This window comes from Streptococcus sp. CF10-1 (genome assembly GCF_024295825.1).
In the GTDB taxonomy this organism is placed as follows: Bacteria; Bacillota; Bacilli; order Lactobacillales; family Streptococcaceae; genus Streptococcus.
The window spans coordinates 203,609-223,917 of sequence record NZ_JANCPQ010000001.1; the positions used below are offsets into that span (position 1 = coordinate 203,609).

At 31.5% G+C, this 20,309-nt stretch carries 19 protein-coding genes and 1 pseudogene; 15 read left to right on the top strand and 5 right to left on the bottom strand.

Features of this window, described 5'->3' with window-relative positions:
• The first annotated feature begins 373 nt into the window (after positions 1-373).
• Positions 374-1,957, top strand: a complete 1,584-nt coding sequence (locus NMM25_RS01005) for an ABC transporter ATP-binding protein (RefSeq protein WP_001071845.1) — start codon at positions 374-376, stop codon at positions 1,955-1,957.
• 9 nt (positions 1,958-1,966) lie between these two features.
• On the opposite strand, the gene NMM25_RS01010 is transcribed toward NMM25_RS01005, so the two are convergent.
• Positions 1,967-2,830, bottom strand: coding sequence for a helix-turn-helix domain-containing protein (locus tag NMM25_RS01010; RefSeq protein WP_000600262.1), 864 nt, complete (start codon positions 2,828-2,830; stop codon positions 1,967-1,969).
• Between the two features lie 1,158 nt (positions 2,831-3,988).
• On the opposite strand from NMM25_RS01010, the gene NMM25_RS01015 reads away from it, so the two are divergent.
• The 7 genes from NMM25_RS01015 (at position 3,989) to NMM25_RS01045 (ending at position 7,634) form a co-directional block, all read left to right on the top strand.
• Positions 3,989-4,630, top strand: coding sequence for a hypothetical protein (locus tag NMM25_RS01015; RefSeq protein ID WP_000933079.1), 642 nt, complete (start codon positions 3,989-3,991; stop codon positions 4,628-4,630).
• A 9-nt stretch (positions 4,631-4,639) separates the two neighbouring features.
• Complete coding sequence (locus NMM25_RS01020; RefSeq protein ID WP_000401893.1) at positions 4,640-5,725, top strand: toprim domain-containing protein; 1,086 nt, start codon at positions 4,640-4,642, stop codon at positions 5,723-5,725.
• A gap of 50 nt (positions 5,726-5,775) precedes the next feature.
• A complete protein-coding gene (locus tag NMM25_RS01025; RefSeq protein ID WP_000152419.1) occupies positions 5,776-6,009 on the top strand; it encodes a DUF5965 family protein in 234 nt (77 codons plus the stop codon).
• Positions 6,006-6,389, top strand: coding sequence for a DUF5945 family protein (locus NMM25_RS01030; RefSeq protein ID WP_000159220.1), 384 nt, complete (start codon positions 6,006-6,008; stop codon positions 6,387-6,389). The genes NMM25_RS01025 and NMM25_RS01030 overlap by 4 nt, the downstream gene beginning before the upstream one ends.
• A 37-nt stretch (positions 6,390-6,426) precedes the next feature.
• On the top strand, positions 6,427-6,702 hold the full coding sequence (locus tag NMM25_RS01035; protein WP_000495439.1) for a hypothetical protein: 276 nt from the start codon (positions 6,427-6,429) through the stop codon (positions 6,700-6,702).
• An 81-nt stretch (positions 6,703-6,783) separates the two neighbouring features.
• Positions 6,784-7,416, top strand: coding sequence for a DUF3990 domain-containing protein (locus NMM25_RS01040; protein WP_000424175.1), 633 nt, complete (start codon positions 6,784-6,786; stop codon positions 7,414-7,416).
• Positions 7,407-7,634, top strand: a complete 228-nt coding sequence (locus NMM25_RS01045) for a hypothetical protein (RefSeq protein ID WP_000301903.1) — start codon at positions 7,407-7,409, stop codon at positions 7,632-7,634. The genes NMM25_RS01040 and NMM25_RS01045 overlap by 10 nt, the downstream gene beginning before the upstream one ends.
• A gap of 158 nt (positions 7,635-7,792) precedes the next feature.
• Here the strand turns inward: NMM25_RS01045 and NMM25_RS01050 are convergent.
• Positions 7,793-7,969, bottom strand: a pseudogene (locus tag NMM25_RS01050) (transposase); the annotation flags it as partial.
• A 33-nt stretch (positions 7,970-8,002) separates the two neighbouring features.
• Between NMM25_RS01050 and NMM25_RS01055 the strand changes: the two are divergent.
• Positions 8,003-8,374 (top strand): zeta toxin family protein, encoded by a 372-nt coding sequence (locus NMM25_RS01055; protein WP_000540234.1) that lies wholly within the window; start codon positions 8,003-8,005, stop codon positions 8,372-8,374.
• A gap of 377 nt (positions 8,375-8,751) precedes the next feature.
• Here NMM25_RS01055 and NMM25_RS01060 read toward each other — a convergent pair whose 3' ends face one another.
• A complete protein-coding gene (locus tag NMM25_RS01060) occupies positions 8,752-9,648 on the bottom strand; it encodes a tyrosine-type recombinase/integrase (protein WP_000384886.1) in 897 nt (298 codons plus the stop codon).
• Positions 9,649-9,741: 93 nt separating this feature from the next.
• Between NMM25_RS01060 and NMM25_RS01065 the strand changes: the two genes are divergently transcribed.
• Positions 9,742-10,314, top strand: a complete 573-nt coding sequence (locus NMM25_RS01065) for a hypothetical protein (protein WP_000182496.1) — start codon at positions 9,742-9,744, stop codon at positions 10,312-10,314.
• On the opposite strand, the gene NMM25_RS01070 is transcribed toward NMM25_RS01065, so the two are convergent.
• A complete protein-coding gene (locus NMM25_RS01070) occupies positions 10,311-11,540 on the bottom strand; it encodes a hypothetical protein (RefSeq protein ID WP_152036798.1) in 1,230 nt (409 codons plus the stop codon). The two genes, NMM25_RS01065 and NMM25_RS01070, sit on opposite strands and share 4 nt — an antisense overlap.
• Before the next feature lie 671 nt (positions 11,541-12,211).
• On the opposite strand from NMM25_RS01070, the gene NMM25_RS01075 reads away from it, so the two are divergent.
• Positions 12,212-14,281, top strand: a complete 2,070-nt coding sequence (locus NMM25_RS01075; protein WP_000779025.1) for an AAA family ATPase — start codon at positions 12,212-12,214, stop codon at positions 14,279-14,281.
• The gene (locus tag NMM25_RS01080; RefSeq protein ID WP_000240883.1) at positions 14,268-16,085 is read left to right on the top strand and encodes a UvrD-helicase domain-containing protein; all 1,818 of its coding nucleotides are present in this window, start codon (positions 14,268-14,270) and stop codon (positions 16,083-16,085) included. The genes NMM25_RS01075 and NMM25_RS01080 overlap by 14 nt, the downstream gene beginning before the upstream one ends.
• Before the next feature lie 85 nt (positions 16,086-16,170).
• Here the strand turns inward: NMM25_RS01080 and NMM25_RS01085 are convergent, their stop codons facing one another.
• A complete protein-coding gene (locus NMM25_RS01085) occupies positions 16,171-17,346 on the bottom strand; it encodes an ATP-binding protein (RefSeq protein WP_000949621.1) in 1,176 nt (391 codons plus the stop codon).
• Positions 17,347-17,707: 361 nt separating this feature from the next.
• On the opposite strand from NMM25_RS01085, the gene NMM25_RS01090 reads away from it, so the two are divergent.
• From NMM25_RS01090 to NMM25_RS01100, 3 genes are read left to right on the top strand one after another with little or no spacing between them, the layout of a single operon-like run.
• Positions 17,708-18,064, top strand: a complete 357-nt coding sequence (locus NMM25_RS01090; protein ID WP_000817622.1) for an SAG1252 family conjugative relaxosome accessory protein — start codon at positions 17,708-17,710, stop codon at positions 18,062-18,064.
• A 4-nt stretch (positions 18,065-18,068) separates the two neighbouring features.
• Entirely contained in the window at positions 18,069-18,434 is a 366-nt protein-coding gene (locus NMM25_RS01095; protein WP_000401233.1) for a MobC family plasmid mobilization relaxosome protein, read from the top strand.
• Positions 18,421-20,244 carry an SAG1250 family conjugative relaxase gene (locus tag NMM25_RS01100; RefSeq protein WP_254735695.1) on the top strand — a complete coding sequence of 608 codons (1,824 nt, stop codon included), beginning with the start codon at positions 18,421-18,423 and terminating at the stop codon, positions 20,242-20,244. Before NMM25_RS01095 ends, NMM25_RS01100 begins: the two co-directional genes overlap by 14 nt.
• The last annotated feature ends 65 nt before the right edge of the window (positions 20,245-20,309 follow it).

Consider the following 20,309-nt stretch of genomic DNA (forward strand, 5'->3'; position numbering starts at 1 on the left):
AAGACTTTATTCAAAGGTAAGTTTGAATAAAGTCTTTTTGTTGATGTGCTTATAATCCCGTCTTAGTACTTAGTGTGAGAAACAAAAAGAGATGAATTAAAATTAAAGTGTACAGAATGCTTAAGAGTTTCTATTTTTCTTATAATATATAGTAATTTCGGTACAAATTAACTTGTATATTTTATCTGGTTTAGTGTGATATATTCATTGTTAAATAAAAATATGAGTTCTCCTCTTATTTTAAAAAATAATTATTTTATAATTTTTTATATTTAGTGTAAATTATTCATTGCGTCCCAAATGCGGGAAGTTTGTTTCTGATTTTCATATTTGGATTATAATATTCTCATCAGAGTTACTTAAGGAGTAAGATATGAACCAGATTATGAAACAATATAAATTTCTATATTTCTTGATTATTTTATTAAGCTTGACAAGTGCTCTTTTAATGACATTCTTCTCTCTTCAATTAGGAAGAATACTTGATAGTATAACTAATTCAAATAGTGGATTACTCTTTCATATCACTATTTGTGTAAGTTTAATTTTACTGTGGTTCTTTATCTCTTGTTCTTATTCCTATCTTAAAAATCAATATGTAAAAAAAGTTATTATAGATCTAAAAAAGGGTCTCTTATTACATTATTTATCGCGTGAATTTAACCAAATTGACAACCGTAACCATTCAGATTTCTTAAATAATATCACCAAAAATAGTGACCTTATTCAAGAAAATTTATTGATTCCTAGAATCTCTCTAATTGCAAATTTAGGGACCCTTATCATGAGTGTGGTTGCCATTATCTATATAGAATGGCGATTAGCATTAGTCTTTCTTTTATTGTCGAGTATAACGATTTTTCTATCTCAAATTCCTGGAAAGTTAATGACTAAAGCAACTAATAATTATTCCCTACAAAATAGTCACTATTTGTCAAAAATGACAAACTTTATTAATGGTTTTGAACAAATTAAGTTATTAAATATTCAAAGCTGGACCCAAGAAAAAATTCAGGGAATCAGTTTAGAATTTGAAGAGTCCAGAAAGACATATCAATTCTTAAAAGACTTAGCTTCAACTACTGGAATTTTACTAAGTTTTGGCTCTCAACTATCCTGTATGGTCGCTGGTATCTTTTTTGTAAGAAATAACTTACTGACTATTGGACTACTAGTAGCAAGTATTCAATTATTAAACGGTGTTTTTGCTCCACTACAATCTATTCTTTACAATAAAAATTTAATCAGCAGTAGCAAGTCCATTATTGATAATATCCAAGAAAATCTATATGAGACAAATCATGGAACTTTCCATAAAACAAGTACAATTGATTGTGATAACATTTCGACTATTTCTATTAGCCAATTATATTATGAAATTGAAAATAGAATATTATTTGATCATTTTTCCTATGAATTTAAAAAAGGCAAGCGCTATGCGATTATCGGTGCTTCAGGAACTGGGAAAACAACTTTAGTAAAATTAATACTAAATTATTATCCAAAAAATCTTTATGATGGAGAAATAAAAATCAACGGAAAACAGAATATTGATATTCCCTCAGAGGAGTTATATAAAGATATTGCGTTTGTGCAAAAAAATGACTTTCTAATTGAAGGCAATATTCTAGAGAATATCAAATTGGCTAGAAACCTTCATTTAACTGAAAAATTAAGAAAATCCTTAGGTTTTAATGAAGACTTCCTTCGTAAAAACCTAGCTCAATCAAACAAAATCATTTCAGAAGGAGAAAAGCAACGAATTGATTTAGCTAGGTTTTTAGTCAAAACATATTCAGTTTATATATTTGACGAACCTACAAGTAACCTTGATCCAATAAAAGCAAATGAAATAATGGACTACATTCTATCCATTAAAGATGCAATTGTTATTGTCATTACTCATGATCAAAATCCAGAAATATTGGAAGAGTTTGATCACGTTATTACCTTATAGATAAATGGCCTAGTCTACTAAATGAATGATGTGTTTCTCAAAGTATTGTTTGTAATTTTTGTAGATTGTTTTATTGAAGAGTTCGAAAATTTTTAAAGCTTCTTTGATTTTTAAAAGTGATTTTTGATTATGATAGAATTTCAGTTCCAAATATCCATCTAAATATAGCAAAATAGTTTGTTCAAAAAAATCTGTGGAATCCGCTAATATATTCTTCGTAGCCTGTTTTAAAAATAAAGATTCCTCATATAAGTCGTTCTCAATCATTATAATCAAAGAATTGAGAAGTAGTTGAATGAGAGATTGTCTATTTCTAGGTATAGGACTATACAACTTCCCTTTTTTGAGCGCCTCTTTGGTATATCTAAATAATAAATCTGGAGATAGAACACGACAGCAATTTCCAAGGATGAGCGTTTCGTAATAACCCCAGTTTTCAACAGAAAATAAATAATTTGTAAGATAAGAGGCGTCCTGACGACTCAATTGATGATTCTTATCCATTCCCGAAACAATACTTTCAATGAAAATAGCATTTAATTTATGGTAATGAGAATTTGTCCCACGAAAAAGTTCCATTTCTTTCTCTACCATATCTAGTAATGTTTGAGTATCTTCATTATATGCGGCCTGTTTAACAGAAGCTATTAAGGTATTAAAATCCGAAGGTTGATAATGATTACAGATAAGCAGAAATTCTTCTAGTGTTACTCCTATTCTTTCAAGAAGATACAATAACTTAAAGACAGAAATCTCTGTTTCTCCTAATTCAAACCTAGATATTTGAGATTTTGAAATTTCAGCACCTGCTAATGAAGAAATAGAAATCCCCTTTTCTTCTCTTATTTTCCTATAAGTTTCACCTAAAATCATACTTATCTCCATTTACCATAAACAATCATTAGAAAATGTGACCGATTATGAAAAAATACTATCAAATTTTTTTATTACTATTTGATATTATCATTATTATTGGATTATATCAATAACATTAATGAGTGTGGGAAAAAACTCAATTTCAGGAGAAAAAAATGAATATTTCCACAATAAAACGTATGATATCAAGTTTTTTGGACAGCCTCTGTTCGTAAATTATTTTAACTCATAGTTGATGATTCCACAAATTGAAAAGTTTTAAACTTAGCATTTAAACGCTCAATTTTAATACGTATTATAACTATCTCTATTAAATTTCTTATCCTCTACAGTCAATTCATGCCTTTTTGAACTTTTTATAGGAATAAAGATATCTGATGAATATTCACAGTATCTAAATAACAAAAACAAGTGATTGCTCTGACAAACTTGACCTATACTTTCTTTAAAAAGAGTAAAATCATGTGTATGACCATCTCAAAAAAAAATTGACAGGCACGAAGTGTCGTTAAATCGAGTATGATTGTGTCTTTATGGTGTATATCTTTTTCCAGGATAATTCTTACTTTGGTTTCTTTAGGACATTGAAATAGGACTTTCTATGACATCAATAGCTATAGTGACACTTGCTGCTTTTAAGTTGTCTAAGGCAAATATACCTGAAGAACGAAGAGTATCTTCTACCAATATTATCGTTCGGTGACTGTCGCTAATCCAAGACCAAAATCAAAAGCTAGGAGACGTAGAGTTGTTCAATAGAATAAATAACGCAAGTTTAGCATCAACTGTTTTTATAGACTTAGCGTTTTTGAACGTCCTCCTTTATAGTGTTTGGTTTTATAAGCTTTATTTAGACAGGATATCTTCGTTGGGAAGGTGTCCTTTTTTACACTAATAAATAATTTAAAGTTCTCAGAAGTTAGTTGCATGATCTTTTGTAAATAGTTTTCTTAACTATAGTATAGCATAGTACAGTATGCATTTTATTTTTTTCCAATAAGTCTATTATACTGTCAAAGACAGCTAGTTTTTTTTTTCTCTGAACTGTACGATTTTGTGCCTGAAATGTAGGAATTACCTTTCGTTGTGATGTGATAAAACTTACAAGTTCTTTTTGTTATTCTTGACCTAGTTTTTATAGAAAGAAGGTCTAAGATGTTAAATAAAGTCAAAACTAAAGCCTTAATTAGTGTTGGAGCAGTGGCTGCAACTAGCTTTATTCTCATGATGGGATATACTGCTGGTCAACATTCTACTGCTAAACAAAGTCGTAAAGAGATTGAATTGGCTGCAGCTAAACTTGTAGAGGACAAACAAGCAGAAGATAAAGCAAGTATTTTGTTATCAGATACTGTAAAAGAATTTTTGACACAGTACTATACGAAAGAAAAGCTCGGAGAAAATAATACACGTATTCAACCTTATATGACTGAATCGGCTTATTCTCAAGAATTGTCAAGTCAAAATGATGCCATGAACCAAGTGTATAAGGATTATATTTTAGATTATCATTTCGAAAAAGCTGATATCTTTGTCAATCAGACTACGAATCAAGCTATTGCCATGGTCTCTTATAATGTAACCTATGTATCTGATTTAAAGAATGCCAACCAATCAAAGACGAATCAGACAGAAACAAGAACAGTTAAGTTATCCTATTCTAAACTACCTGGTAAGTTATTGGTCAACCAAGTACAGGTTTGGAAATCTGGGTTAGATGATTTAGATAAGGCAACTCCTAAAACTTTAGAAGAATCCTCATCTGTTCCATCACTGCCAAATACTACGACAAAATGATGATATTGCATGGAAATAGAAGAATGTAAGAAAATTTCAATTCTTGATGTAGCAAGTCGTTTAGGTATCTCCTTTAAACAAGTTTCGAGCAGTGTCTATGAACATCCTGAACACGATTCATTTCGGATTTTTTCAACTACCAATACTTTTAAATGGTTTTCAAGAGATATTCAAGGTGATGTCATTGATTTTGTTCGACTTGTTAAGGGAATTTCCTTTAAAGAAGCTCTAGCCTTTCTTTCTGAAGAACCTTTTCAAAAAGAAACTGTTCAAGAAAAAAGAGAGAGACCATTTTATTATCCTTTAAAGAGAATAGAAGATTCTCACTGTAGTCTGGCCAGATATTACTTAACAGAATGTAGAGGAATTTCAGAAGAAATCGTACAAAAGATGATTCAACAAGGTTTGATAGTACAAGCTAGTTGGAAAACAAATGAAACAGTTGAACCTGTTATTGTTTTTAAAAGCTTTAATCATCGTCACAAGCTGCAGGCAGCAAGTCTCCAAGGGATTTATAAGAATCACTCTCTTCCTAGAGAGAGGTTAAAAACGATTCTAAAAGGAAGCCATGGACATGTTGGAATATCCTTTGATATTGGTAAACCTAATAGACTGGTCTTTTGTGAATCGTTCATCGACTTAATGAGCTATTACGAACTTCATCAACAAAGTCTAACTGATGTTCGTTTGGTATCTATGGAAGGATTAAAAAGGTCTGTTGTTGCTTATCAAACTTTACGACTGATAGCTGAAGAAAATCAGAGGTTGGAATTTTTGGATACAGTAATACCTTCAAAGTTATTGCCTTTAATCAATACAATTCGTGATACCACCAGCTATTTTGATAATCATCCTGATTTATTGACACTTGCGGTAGATTGTGATGATGCAGGAAAAGATTTTTCTGATAAGTTATCTCAATCAGGATTTCCTGTTTTTCTGGATTTCCCTGATAATAAATCTGGGAAAGAAAAAGTAGACTGGAATGATGTCCTTAGAGAAAAGAAATCAGATTTACAATTGATGATCGAGAATGCAAAAGAGACATTGAGGAATCAACCAGTAAGAAAAACCTCTCAATGTTTAGAATTGTGATAACAAAATCAAGATGTTTTAGCTAATATTAGAATGAAGGAGGATCGTATATGACCATTATTGAACGCTTAGAAGAAAAGGTCACTAGGCAAGAAAGTAAGGTAGCAAGAGAGACAGAAAAACTCGCTGCTTACAAAGAACAACTGGAGACAGCGATGTTTGCGACGTTCAAAAGGCGTCAAAGCATTAGTCACATGAGTTTTGAAGAAGCTCTTGACCATGCCTTTGGTAAAGAAAGACAATTCGATGATTCTGAATTTAGAAAGGATGAAATGAGTGAATGACAAAAGATTGGAATTTTAATCAACCATTAGAAAGTAAATCAGAAAATCAAGAAGATCCAGATAAAATTGCGGCCTTATTTAGAAATCATCAAGGAGGTAATGATGTAAATTATGAAGCAGCTTTTCAAAAGCGAAAACAAGCACCTGTGACGGATTCAAATTCTAGTTCTAAACCCAAAGTTACAGAGGTTAGAACAGGAAAAGAGACAGATATCACTACAAGTTATCAGCAACATCTTAAAAGACTTATTGCGGATAACAATAGCGATATTCAAAGCAGTCAAAAGAAAATTGAAGAGCTACATACATTTATTGACACAAAGAATAAAGACAATAAGAAATTACAGTCCATTTATGATGCGATTTCGGATTTACACTAAGCAGTCCTGATAGGCTGCTTTTTTTGAGAGGTTATAGATGTTTACAACATTTTTTAAGAAAAATCACGACAATAGTGATGTATTTAAAAAGCTGATTCATAGACTATCTGATATGTCTGTCCAAGATCTTGAAAAAATAGACCGACTGTTAGATATCATTTTCACTCCAGATCAAGAATCAGAACAAGTAAAAACAGAATCAATTTATAGGGAAGAAACTTTGGACGACACATTAAAGGAAGCTAAGAATCAACTTCATAAGGAACAATTGGAGAAGAATTTAGAGAGATTTAGGAAAGACGGAAGGAAGTGAATAGTTTTATACAATTTTCTTTTACTTGAATAAAGTCTTGTGTTATACTTTTAGTATAGACTAGAGAAGGAAGTAAATATTTTGGAGTTGACTACCAAGCAGGAAAAGCAACTAGGTCAGACGCAGTGGTTTCATGCTACATTATTGAGACATTTAGAATCCTTAAAAAGTGGTATAGATGTTAAATTTAATTTAGGAAGTGAGCTAGATTTTGGTCCTGGTTTCTATATCACGCCTGACTTTGAACAAGCTAGAAAATTTATTAACAAGCAAGTTGAAGTATTAAATCGAAGCAGCTCTAATAATAATATTTTTGACTCAGAAGAAGAAGTAGGAATTATAGTAGAATTTCGTATTTCAAATTTTATAGAAATTTTTAAGAACCCTGACTATCATTGTCACTATTTTGCAAAACATAAAAAGTCAGAGTCAGATTTAGATTTTGCTGAATTTGTCGTTCAAAATCGGGAAAATCCAGATGAATTACAACACCATTTTGATTTTATCTATGGTGTTCAGACTGATGACAATCCAACCCAAGCTTTAGCTCGTTTTCGTCAGAATGAAATTACAAAAGAAGAAATGCTTGCTGAGTTTAGAAAACCATATTCTTTTAAACAATTATCCATCCACAACCAATCTTTTTGTGATATAATGAAAATAGAGAAGGTTTATCAATCAAAAACAGGAGAGGAGTTACAAAAATGGCAGTAGTATCATTGGAAAATAATATTAAACTATATAGTTCAGAATTATTTCAAGCACTATTAAAAGCCTCTAATTATAAATTGGATAAGCGTATTGCTCAGACTGTTGCAGAAGGCTATGCTCGTAATCTAGATTATTCTGATCCTGAACTGATGCATGTTGGTGTAACTTCGGTTGCTAACAATCTGCTTACAAAAATTAAACAAGAGTATTTTAATGTATAGTATTTTAAAAAGCCACCGAAAAAGGAATTACTCTTTAAGGTGGCTTTTTTAGAAGTAAAGTTTAGGCTAGAAAAACAAGAAGTAACGCACCAAAAATGGTGCATTTCTTTTTTCTAAATGTTACGGCTCTTTGTCAACTGCAGTGGGTTGAAGAAAAGCTAAGATCTTGAAAGGACACATTTCGTCCTTTCTTTTTTGATGTTCAGAGCGATAAAAATCCGTTTTTTGAAGTTTTCAAAGTTTCGAAAACCAAAGGCATTTCGTTTGATGAGTTTAATGAGATTATTAGTCGCTTCCAATTTGGCGTTAGAATAGGGTAGTTAAAGGGCGTTGATGTTCCAAAGGAAACAGCACAACTCTTGAAAAGTATGGGATATGAAGTACAATTAGCTTTGATTGCGACAAAGCCTAAGCTGTCCTATCTGAGCACCCTTATCCGTTATGAAAAACTGTATGCTATCAATCCAGATCAAGCACGCGCAACTCCAAAAGAACATCATGATTTCATTGTAAATCATCTAGTTGATAATACAAGACAATTGGAAAAACTAGCTATCTTTGAAAGAATTCAAATTTACCAACGAGATAGAAGTTGTGTATACGATTCAGAAGAAGATAAAACTTCAGTAGCAACCGTTCTTCATGATTTACTATTTGGCGAATGGAATCAAGTTGAGAAAGAGATGCTTAAATCAGGAGAAGGAAAATTGAAAGATTTAACTAATCGAAATGGTTGTTAGATCTTGAGTTTTAAAATATAGTCTACTTATAACTTTTGTTAGTTGTTTAAGGTGGGCGAAACTTTTTTAGAAGCAAAAAACGCATAGTCTCAGGTGTTGAAAAACTTGAAATTATGCGTTTTCTTGTGGGAAGATTTACTCCATTTTCTTCAGGAATTGAGATTTTGCCCATCTCTTTTCATTATATTTAAGGATACTTGAAAGTTATATTTTAGAAAAACAATTATGGAGTTCTTAATACGGAATATAGTATAAATGCTGATTCAAAGTGGAGTTTTGCATGCTTTTTGCTTTTGTTGAGTATAAAATCTATTAACTAAAGTCAACTACAAACATTAATTTAAGATGAAGTAAACTGTAACCTTCGGAAATGTCTCTTACTCGATTTCAGAATGAATCACTGACATAGGATTGAAAGAACTAAGTATTTCTTTTTGTTTTGAATGAGATACGTGAGTATAGATTTGTGTGATTGATATAGAACTGTGTCCAAGAATTTGTTGAATATATCGAATATCTACATCATTATCTAGAAGCATTGTTGCAAAGCTATGTCTAAACATATGTGGTGTAATAGTTTTAGATAAGCCATTTTGTTCAACGATTCTCTTTAAAATTAAACGTACACTTTGCTCTGACAATGGTTTAGGCGAATGTTTTCCTGGGAATAGGAAATCATTAGATTCCTTTCCGTTTTTATTTATATATGTTTCTAATAAATTGAAGGTTGTTTGATCTCCTAAAAATAGGATACGCTCTTTCTTACCTTTTCCTATAATATGGAGTGTCTTATTGGAAAGATTAATATCTTTGAGATGAATGTGACAAAGTTCAGAAATTCTGATACCTGTTGAAAGTAATAGGGAAATAATTAGTAGATTTCTTTCAGCTTTTTGTTTTTGATAGTCAGTTTTAGATATAACTACTCTCTGCTCTAAATATGAAAAAATATTTTTCAGAATATCATACGGAATCGTTTTAGGCAATATTTTTTCAGTTCTAAATTGAAAGCGTAATTGATTGAAGGGATTCTCTTCAATTATGTGCTGGTATTTTAGATAGTTATAAAACACCTTTATACAAGCAATTTTTCTTCTTAATGTATTCGTTTTTATGTTAGATTGTGTCAACTCTTCGATATAGGATTCGACATTATCATAGTTTGAATTATAAAATTGCATAAGATCATTCTTATAAGCTCGAATCGTGTGTGAACTCAAACGCTTATGAGTTTTGCAATAATCTAAGTAAGTAGAAATAAGCTTATAATCCATAAAAATCTCCTTTATCAATAATCATGCTATTATAAACCTATTTGAGTGCTTTGTATAGTGATAATAAATTGTTATCGGTAGGAGATAGCGAATATGACAAATAAAAAAATAAGAGTATTTTTAAGCAGACCTAATCCATTTACAGAGAATCAAAATTTATTTATTAAAGAATTGATTAAATTTTTAAGACGACACAATATTGAATGTGTAACATTACAAGCTGCTGAGTATACTCCTTACGAAGTCATGAATTCGTTGAGTGAGATGATACAAAGGAGTTACGGAATTATAATTGTTGCATTTGGTCAGACATTTATTTCTAGTGGAACCAGAAAAATGGGAGCTGAGGATAATCCAGACTTCTTTGCATCCAAAGAGACCCACTTAAAGAATAAGTGGGTTACAAGTGTTTATTGTCATATTGAAGGGATTTTAGCGTTAACTTATAATCTTCCAATGCTATCTATTCCTCAAGAAAGTTTAACTGAAGAAGGGATTTTAAAGAAGGGAGAATATTCTATAACATCACCTGAATTCTCATTAGAAACAAAAGAAAATATATTAATGTACTTGCAATCAGAAGGGTTTCAAAAAAGTTTTCATGTATGGAAAAACCTTCTTGATGATAAGTATAACTTTATCAAAGGAGGGGAAATAAACTATTAATTACCATTTACAATTGCAGTTTTAATCCTCTGGAGATCCTCACTTAACATAATACTACCTTCATTAATTGTTTTTTTCTGTCGTTCAGTTAAACCCTCAATATCATTAATAGGTTTTGAAAGAAGGCCTGAAATCAGCATTAGATCCTCTTGATTGGAAAGAAACCAAATGTCGTCATATTCACTAGATTTACGATGTATTTTTTCTAAAGATCCTAAAATAGTTTTTGCTGTATAAACAGATGTATAGTAGAACTCCTTTAAAACTTCAACATCTTTCTCAACTAAGGCTATTTTTAACAGGTTAGCACAGTAATTCCTTGCACAATAAATATTTCTATCTTCAAAATTCATGCCTAACCTATAGTAATTAATTGCAGACATTAAGTCACTCCTATTCTTTGTAATATAAAATATACGTAAGAAAATAGCTCCATAAATACCTAATAACTTATGATATGTTGTGGTGTTTATATCTATATATTTACTAATATTTTGCTGTGCCATTTTTAAATTTGCTAGCGAAGATTCATTTTTCTTATAGGATGATAGTAAATAGCCTGCCAAAATTTCTTCATCAATATATCCACTTTCTAAAATTTGCTGAAATATTTCTTCTGCCTCAGGATACTTTTCTGAATTCTTGAGTTCCGTGGCTTGATCATAAAGTTCAGCTATTGACTTGTCTAATGCTTCTTCACTTTGAATTTCAGTTTTATCGATTAAATCGTTAATTATTACACGGTATAGAGCAGATTCAAAGGCTGGACTATCAGTAAATGTCTCATCTGACTTTATAGCGGAATCAATATATTCAGAAAGCAGTTTTTTCACCTTGTTAACTTCATCCACTTCGTTTAACTTATCAGAATCATATCTGATTTGAGGTAAGTGTGCAATATCAAAAAAGCTAATCTTAGCTGTGTGATGATCACACAGTATAATGGTTGATTTGGGTTTCATAGCATGACGTAGACCTAACTCATAGATAGCATTTTGGTTTAAAGTAGTAATATCTGCAATTACAATATCTGCTTTTAATATACCTTCGATAAATGTTTTCGTTATACTCTGTGTACTGAAAACTTCATCAGCTCTAAAGTGGTTTTTACCATGAACAGAAACTAATTCTTTTTCTAAAATTGTTGGCTTAATTAGATTATTATAGACTTGATTCAAGTCCACTTCTATATTTGTATTAGGAATTTTTTTAGTATTAAACCCCATAACTACAAAACAACTGGTCATTTCTCAACTTTCCTCCCGATAACAATTTATTATCACTAGTATACCATAAAGTCATTTTTAGTAGCTTGATTTGTATAATGGTTTTTTTAGTTAGAATTAAATGTTATTGGTCAACTATAAAGTAAAATACTGTTTTGAAATTATATCTAATACTTTTGAGTCAATTACAAACTTACAACAACTCGAGAATTGTGTAGTTTGAAGGAAATAAGTACAAGTTTATTAGAAATGTAGCATTTTATATGATTATCAAGAAAAATTCTAATTTTAGAATTATATTTTCTATTAGTTCAGAATCTGTTTTTATTTTTAAATGTTATAATAGTGTTATCAAGTAAAAAGAGCATGCTATAATTGGTAACAATATAAAATTCTACGAAAGACACATGGCCTGACAAAAACAGATTTGCTCGAATTGTATAAATTTTACGCAATAGCCCTTAGCTGTTATAAAAACGGAACAAGTACTATTTCAACTATTTGCTAGGAATTCATAGAAGATGTGTCTATGTTTCAAAAATAGATCAAGGTTAAGCTTCTGTCACTCTTCAATAATGCCTTTTTGGGTAATAGAGTAGGGTTGAGGAAGAGATGTAGAAGGTGGGACAGGAATGGTTGTGTGAATTAGTTTCAGGTAATGGAGATAAGAAATGAAGTTAACAAAAGTAATTATTAATAATTTTAGATCATTCGGTGAAAGTCAAATTATTGAATTAAACAATCAAACTGTACTGATTGGGAATAATAGTTCGGGAAAAACAACTGTATTACAAGCATTGAGTAAGCTGTTTTCGGACAAACAAAATGATAGAATAATAAAAAAAAGTGATTTTCACCTTCCAAAAGGTTCAAGGCCCGGAGAAAATACTAGAAACCTCTTTATAGAAACTATTTTTGAGTTTGATGAACTTGATGGAACTCCCTATAGTCAAGCAATTCCATCGTTTTTCGAACACTTTACAGTTTCTAAAGATGGTGCCAAACCATTTCTACGAATCAGGTTAGAATCTTCTTGGGAAGATGATGGAACAGTTGAAGGAAGTATTGATACTCAATTCTATTATATTTCATCTGATGAAGATACTATTAGAGATGAAGACAAACATCGTGCTCCTAGAAAGGATTTGGATAAAATTAGGGTACTTTATGTACCTGCTTCAAGAACGCCTGAGAAGGAGTTGGGTAATGCTTCAGGTAGTATGTTAAGTAGGTTGGTAAATAGTATAAATTGGACCGAAGATGAGATAAATGAAATTACAGATAAAATTGATGAGTTGAATAACACCTTTTTATCTGAAAATGGAGCATTGACTCAGATCAACAATGAGATTCAGAAGTCATGGGAATTATATCATGAAGATAACCGTTTTTCTCAAGCAGAGTTGATTATTAATTCTTCTGAGATGGCGGCAGCACTTAGACAGATTGCCTTAAAATTTTCACCAACAACCACTGAAGAAGCATTTACAGTTTCAGATCTAGGAGATGGACTGAGATCTATTTTTTATTTTTCACTTGTTGATTCGATACTTGATATTGAGTTAGAAATTACCAAAGACCGTGAAGAAAATCCTGATAATCCAAGATTTAAGTTGATTCCACCAGTACTAACTATCCTAGCAATAGAAGAACCAGAAAATCATATTGCTCCACATCACATTGGAAAACTGATAAAAAGGTTTAAGCAATTAGGCAATAATGACAACTCCCAAGTAATTTTAACGTCACATTCTCCAGCTATTGTAAAAAGAATTGACCCAGAAGATTTGAAGTATTTAAGAATAGAAAATAATGACAGAGTTCTTCAAACCATTGTTTCTGATATACAGCTACCTCCAGCTATAGATGAATCTTATAAATATATTAAAGGAGCAATTCAAGCTTATCCTGAACTATATTTTGCGAAGTTAGTAGTTCTAGGTGAAGGCGACAGTGAGGAACTGCTATTACCAAAGTTTTTTGATTTACTTGGGAAAGAGGTAGATAGCTCTCAGATTTCAATTGTCCCTTTAGGGGGCAGACATGTCAACTATTTTTGGAAATTATTGAATGCTCTCAGAATTCCTCATATTACCTTGTTGGATTTTGATAATGAGAGATACGGAGGTGGTTGGGGAAGAATAAAATACATTTCTCAACATCTGTATGAGCTGAACACAGAGTTTCAAGAATGGTTCCATACTCAGAGACTTGATTTTAATGAAATTGGGTCACGAGGTTGTGAATCGATAGGAGCTCAACGTCTGATTAATTGGTTTAATAAACTCGAAGAATTTAATGTCTACTTTTCATCGCCTTTAGATATTGATTTCTTGATGCTACAACATTATAAAGACAATTATCTGAATACTTTATCCCCAATAGAAGGACCAGTTGTTTCATATAATGATTCGGATGGAAGTAGTAAAAAAGTGAAATTGAGTGATTTAGACTGTCTTGATAGATTGCAGTTAGAAGGTTTCAACAAACGTAAAGAGGAAGCAATAAGAGCTACTTTAAAAGATAAGAGTGGACATGGCGATAGTTTCAATGAAGAAGAAAAAGAATTAATGATTTGGTATCAATATTTCTTTTTAGGTAGAGGAAAACCAACAACTCATATGCAATTTTTATCATCTATTAGTGATGATGAATTAACAAGAAATCTACCCCCTGTATTTGAAAAAATAGTTAACAGTGCTGAAGAATTACTTGGAGATATTCAACATGGTAAAGAGTGAGGAGTGGTTTCCTAAAGGAGATATCATTTTAGAAGAGACTGCATTAGGAGCCGTCAAAGATGTGACTAACTGTTTAGTCATTGCTGGACCAGGTGCTGGGAAAACTGAATTACTAGCTCAAAAGTTAGACTATCTATTCTCTACAAATAAATGCGTTTCTCCGAAAAAAATTCTAGCATTAAGTTTCAAAACGGATGCTGCATCAAATTTGAAAGAAAGAGTTAAGAAACGTTATGGTGATGAATATGCTTCTCGTTTTACCTCATTAACCTATTCGGCTTTTGAAAAGAGAATTTTAGACCAATTTAGAGATGTTCTACCTGAGGATATACGGCCATCAAGAGATTATTTGATTGAAGATTGGTATACTATAAAAGAACTACTCTCTATGAATGGAATTAATGTTAATGGATGGAGAATGTCAGATATAAGAAGATATGTCGAAAACATCATACTTAACAATGGGGATAATCACAAGTTTAAAACTGACTTACTAAAAGGAACACAAGATAATAAGCCGGTCCTCTTGTATAGGCAAATAACAAAGTTGAGTACTCAAATAATAGATACTAACGAATACATCCGTAAAGCACTTCAAATGACATACGATTTTGTATTTCTAGATGAATTTCAGGATACTACATATGCCCAGTATGATTTATTAAAAACTTGTTTTTTAGGTTCGTCTTGTAAATTAACAGCAGTTGGAGATGATAAGCAAGCCATTATGAGATGGGCAGGTGCAAAGCCTGATATTTTTCCAGACTATATTCGAGACTTTAATCCAAATGAATATCAATTGTTGATGAATCACCGCTCTGTACCTAAGCTTGTAGAATTTCAAAAAGAGGTTCATCAGATATTAAATAGTAATCACAGTTCTATTCAGACAAATAATTATCCAGAATTTCAAGAGGGTGAAATAACATTATTTGAATTTGAAAATGAAAGTTTAGAAGCTAAGTTAATTGCAAATGATATAGAATCAAAAATTCAAGGAGGTATACGACCATCAGAAATTTGTATCCTAGCAAAACAAAAGGTTGGTATTTATAGTTTCGAATTGATATCTATATTAAATAGCAAAGGGATTAAAGCAAGAATTGAAAATGAATATCAGGATATTTTAAAAGATCCTACGTGTAACCTATTATTAGATTTAATATCATGCAGTCAAGGAAAACGAGATCCTTTAATTTGGGAAAATATTAGTAATTTTTATGGAAATATCAATGGAATAGATGAGTTAACTGATGAATTAATTTTAGCAAAATCCTATAAGGAGATTGACAATATAGTTAGTGATATTACTTACCTAATTTCAAATTTTATTCCCAATGAAGAAAGTATGCTAAAATTAATTGATTGTATTATTGAAAAAATAGATGAAAAAAGAATTATTTCCAATTTTTCAACATACAATGGAAAAAGTGACCTAGATATCATTGTCAAGAACTTTTCAAAGTTATTATACATAGAATATTCTCAAACACAAGGTGAATGGCTAGATACAGTCTCTAGTTTCAAGGGTGAAAACTCAATTCCAATTATGACTATCCATAAGAGTAAAGGATTAGAATATGAGGTAGTCTATTTTCTAGGCTTGGAGGATTCTGCATTCTGGAGTTTTAATAATCAGCCGGAAGAAGATAAAAGTGCATTCTTTGTCGCACTTTCAAGAGCAAAAAGTCACTTAATATTCACATATTGTAAATTGAGAAATAATAGTCCGCAAAATAATAGAAATATTAATGAGATATATTCATTGCTGACTCAATCCAATTTAGTTGATGTTATTAATTAATAATGATTAAGGCATAGAAATTAGTTTTTTAGATAAACTAATTTCTATGCCTTGTTTTATCTTTTTTACTAGTTAAAAAGATTGATTATAGTGGGTTATCAAGATATGTTTTTTGAAAACTTTTCAATAACCTAACTAAGTTTAATTCAGTTAGATTTACTTGATTTTCTTGGATACTATAATCAGGATTTTTTTGTCTAGCTTTTTTATAGTAAAAATCGAAATCTTTTTCTGTAACTTCAAGTTGCTTCATTATCTCTTCTGTTGAAAAATTACTTTTTATTAAGTTGTGAGTCTTTTCCAATTCTATTTTATCATCATAAATTACTATATTATTTTTAAATCTATCTAAAGGATATTTTTCGAGACCAGATATTGAAGAGAAAACTTTCAGCAATTGGTATTTTAAAGTATTTTTGTATAAACAGTGGTAATAAATAGTGTCAGAATAACCACATTCAAAATCTTCTAAATCAGGGGAGGGCACTAGACAATTTCCCTGATCTAAATATAAAGCCATAAAGTCGATAATTGTAAGGTGTCGATAACGAAGTTGTACTAATTGCCAATCAACATTGGTTTGGTATTGATTTAAACTATAAGGCATAGTTTTGAAACGATTTGCATCATCGTCGGTAAGTTTAATATAAAAATCGGGATTAGGATTATAAATAAAAAATCTTCCGTCTTCATTTTCAACGAAGAACCAATTTTTATAGTCTTTTAAAACATGAAAATACTGCTCTTTGATATTTAAGTCGGTATGATTAAACTTTTGAAACAACTTATTTATTAACTCAAATGGAGCAGAGGAGTCTTTAGGAGTATTTATAGAGCCATTTCTAGCATATATTAATCCTTTTTGTAATGCAGTATCTTTCTTAGGCTTATAATCTTTTGTTAAAAATACAGGAACTTTATCTGTATCATGAATAATTAAGATGTCAATTTCTTTGTTGTCTATAGTTTCAGTTTGTATGCTAATTCTAATTTGATTATTTGTTGATATAAAGAGTTTATGTAGTAAATCTGTTAGATCTTCTTCATTTCTTCTATTATCATCATTGTTTACACCGATTATATCTAAAGTGATATTATCAATTCCAAAGATGATATAACAATCTTCATGATGTGATGTATTGACAAAATTTAAGATATCACGCACCAATTCAGTTTTAGAATGATGCCATTTTTGTTTAAAATCATGAAACTCATCTTCAGGAGTATTCAATAGTAAATGTATTTGATCTAGACTCAGCATTTTTATTTCTCCAAATATTAGTTTACAGAAATTTTATCATAGAATCAGAGAAAGTCAATCATAACTATATTAGCTGTGATATCTTTTCCAAATCTTCCCTGTTATCCTAATATCATTCATAGAAAATCAATTTTTGATTTTCTATGGGGGTTTGGGGGCGGAGCCACCAAGTTATCTTATCGTTAGCTGTCAAAACTGGAAGGTTTTAGTCAGCTGGCGATATGATTTTTGGGATATTGTGGACACAATATCTGAGCTCGCAAAGCCTTACAAGAATGAAAATCAGTTGGTGTAAAAGTGTACTGACATTGTACGGTAGCAGACATTGTCAGTACAGGTATTTTGGAAAGGAAGTAGTAGTATGAAACGAGACGTGCGTGATATTCGAAAACAATTTCGCCTAACAGATGAAGAGGAAAAGCAAATTTTAGCTTTGATGAGAGAGCAGGGAGATACTAATTTTTCAGATTTTCTCCGTAAAAGTTTACTCTCCTCTGATTTACAAAAACAGATAGAGATATGGTTCACCCTTTGGCAATCTCAAAAACTAGAACAAATCAGCCGTGATGTTCATGAGATTTTAATTTCGATCCAGTCAGAACGTCAAGTCACCCAGGAACATGTATCTATTCTCTTAACCTGCGTACAGGAATTGATTAAAGAAGTTGGCAACTCCATTCCTCTCAGTCAAGACTTCCAAGACAAATATATGAGGTAGACACATGGAACATCGTTACCGAATCAATCTCAAGAAAGTGTTTTTGTCTGATATTGAGTTGAACCAACTAAATAGAAATATCGACCAAAGTAGCTGCCAATCTTTTTCTGAATATGCGAGACGCACCCTACTTGACCCTGGAATGAATTTCATCACCATTGATACAAATGGCTACCAAGACTTAGTGTTTGAGTTGAAGAGGATTGGCAATAACATCAATCAGATTGCTCGAAGTGTGAACCAATCTCAGTTGATTTCTAGCGAAGAATTGCAAGAGTTGAAAAAGGGAATCGCTGAATTGATAAAAGAAGTTGAGAAAGAATTTACAATACAAGCTCAAAAGCTGAGGGAGTTCCATGGTCATCACTAAGCATTTTGCCATTCATGGAAAGAGTTATCGCAGAAAGCTCATCAAGTATATTCTCAATCCTGATAAAACAAAAAATCTTACCTTAGTGTCGGATTATGATATGAGGAATTTTCTGGACTTTCCTAGCTATGAGGAAATGGTGCAGATGTATCATGAAAATTTTATCAACAATGACACGCTTTACAATTTTCGACACGATAGGCTGGAGGAGAAACAACGACAAATCCATGCTCACCATATTATTCAGTCCTTTTCGCCAGAGGACAATCTCACTCCTGAACAAATCAATCAGATTGGTTATGAGACCATGAAAGAATTGACTAGTGGAAAGTTTCGCTTTATCGTTGCGACCCACGTTGATAAAGACCATCTGCATAATCACATCATTATAAACTCGGTTGACAGCAATTCTGACAAAAAACTTAAGTGGGATTATAAAGTGGAGCGAAATCTTCGAATGATTTCAGATAGATTTTCTAAAATTGCAGGGGCGAAAATTATAGAGAATCGCTATTCTCACCAGCAGTATGAAGTTTATCGCAAGACCAATCACAAGTATGAACTCAAGCAGCGACTCTATTTTTTGATGGAACATTCTAGAGACTTTGAGGATTTCAAAAAGAATGCTCCACTACTACATGTAGAAATGGATTTTAGCCACAAGCATGCGACCTTTTTTATGACGGACTCATCCATGAAACAGGTGGTGCGTGGCAATAAACTCAATCGCAAGCAACCTTATACAGAAGAATTTTTTAAGAATTACTTTGCCAAAAGGGAAATGGAAGAACTCATGGAATTTCTCTTATCAAAGGCTGAGAATATAGATGACTTGATTGAAACTGCGAAACTTTTTGATCTAACTATCATTCCCAAACAAAAGCATGTGTATTTCCAGTTGGCAGGAGTGGAGGTGAAAGAGACAGAACTAGACCAGAAAAATCTTTATGGTGTAGAATTTTTCCAAGATTATTTTGAGAGTAGAAAAGATTGGCAAAATCCAGAAATTGAGGATTTGGTTCAATTTTATCAAGAAGAAAAATTTTCCAAAGAAAAAGAACTCCCAAGAGATGAGAAGTTCTGGGAATTCTATCAAGAGTTCAAGAGCAACAGAGATGCCGTTCATGAGTTTGAGGTAGAGTTGTCACTCAATCAAATTGAAAAAGTAGTAGATGATGGTATTTACATCAAGGTCAAGTTTGGTATTCGTCAGGAGGGGCTTATCTTTGTGCCGAATATGCAGCTCGATATTGAAGAGGAGAAGGTGAAAGTTTTTATTAGAGAAACTAGCTCCTACTATGTCTATCATAAAGACGATCCTGAGAAGAATCGCTACATGAAAGGTCGAACCTTGATTAGACAGTTCAGCTCTGAAAATCAAACGATTCCATTCCGCAGAAAAACGACAGTCGATATGATTAAAGAGAAGATTGAGGAAGTGTATACTTTACTTGAGCTGGATATGGATAAGCACTCTTATATTACAATTAAAGATGATTTAATTCATGAATTGGCAGCTTCAGAATTGAGAATCAATGCTTTGCAAGAACGAGTGACAACCTTAAATCAAGTAGCAGAATATTTACTGGCTTCAGTTGAAAATAAGCAAAAAATAAAATTGAATCTTTCAAAATTGAATATAACTGATAAAATTGGCATTGATGTTGTTGAGAAGGAATTGAATGAGTTAGGTATCCAGATAGAATTAGAGAGCAATAGATATGAGAATATCGTATTTAAAGTGAATAAGTTTATCAATCGTTTGAGTAAGAAAATTTCAAAAGAAGAAGGGATATGTTTTCAAAAATAGGAACCCAGACAACCATTATATAAAATGTGTATCTTTTATAAAACATATTTGGAATTATGATATTT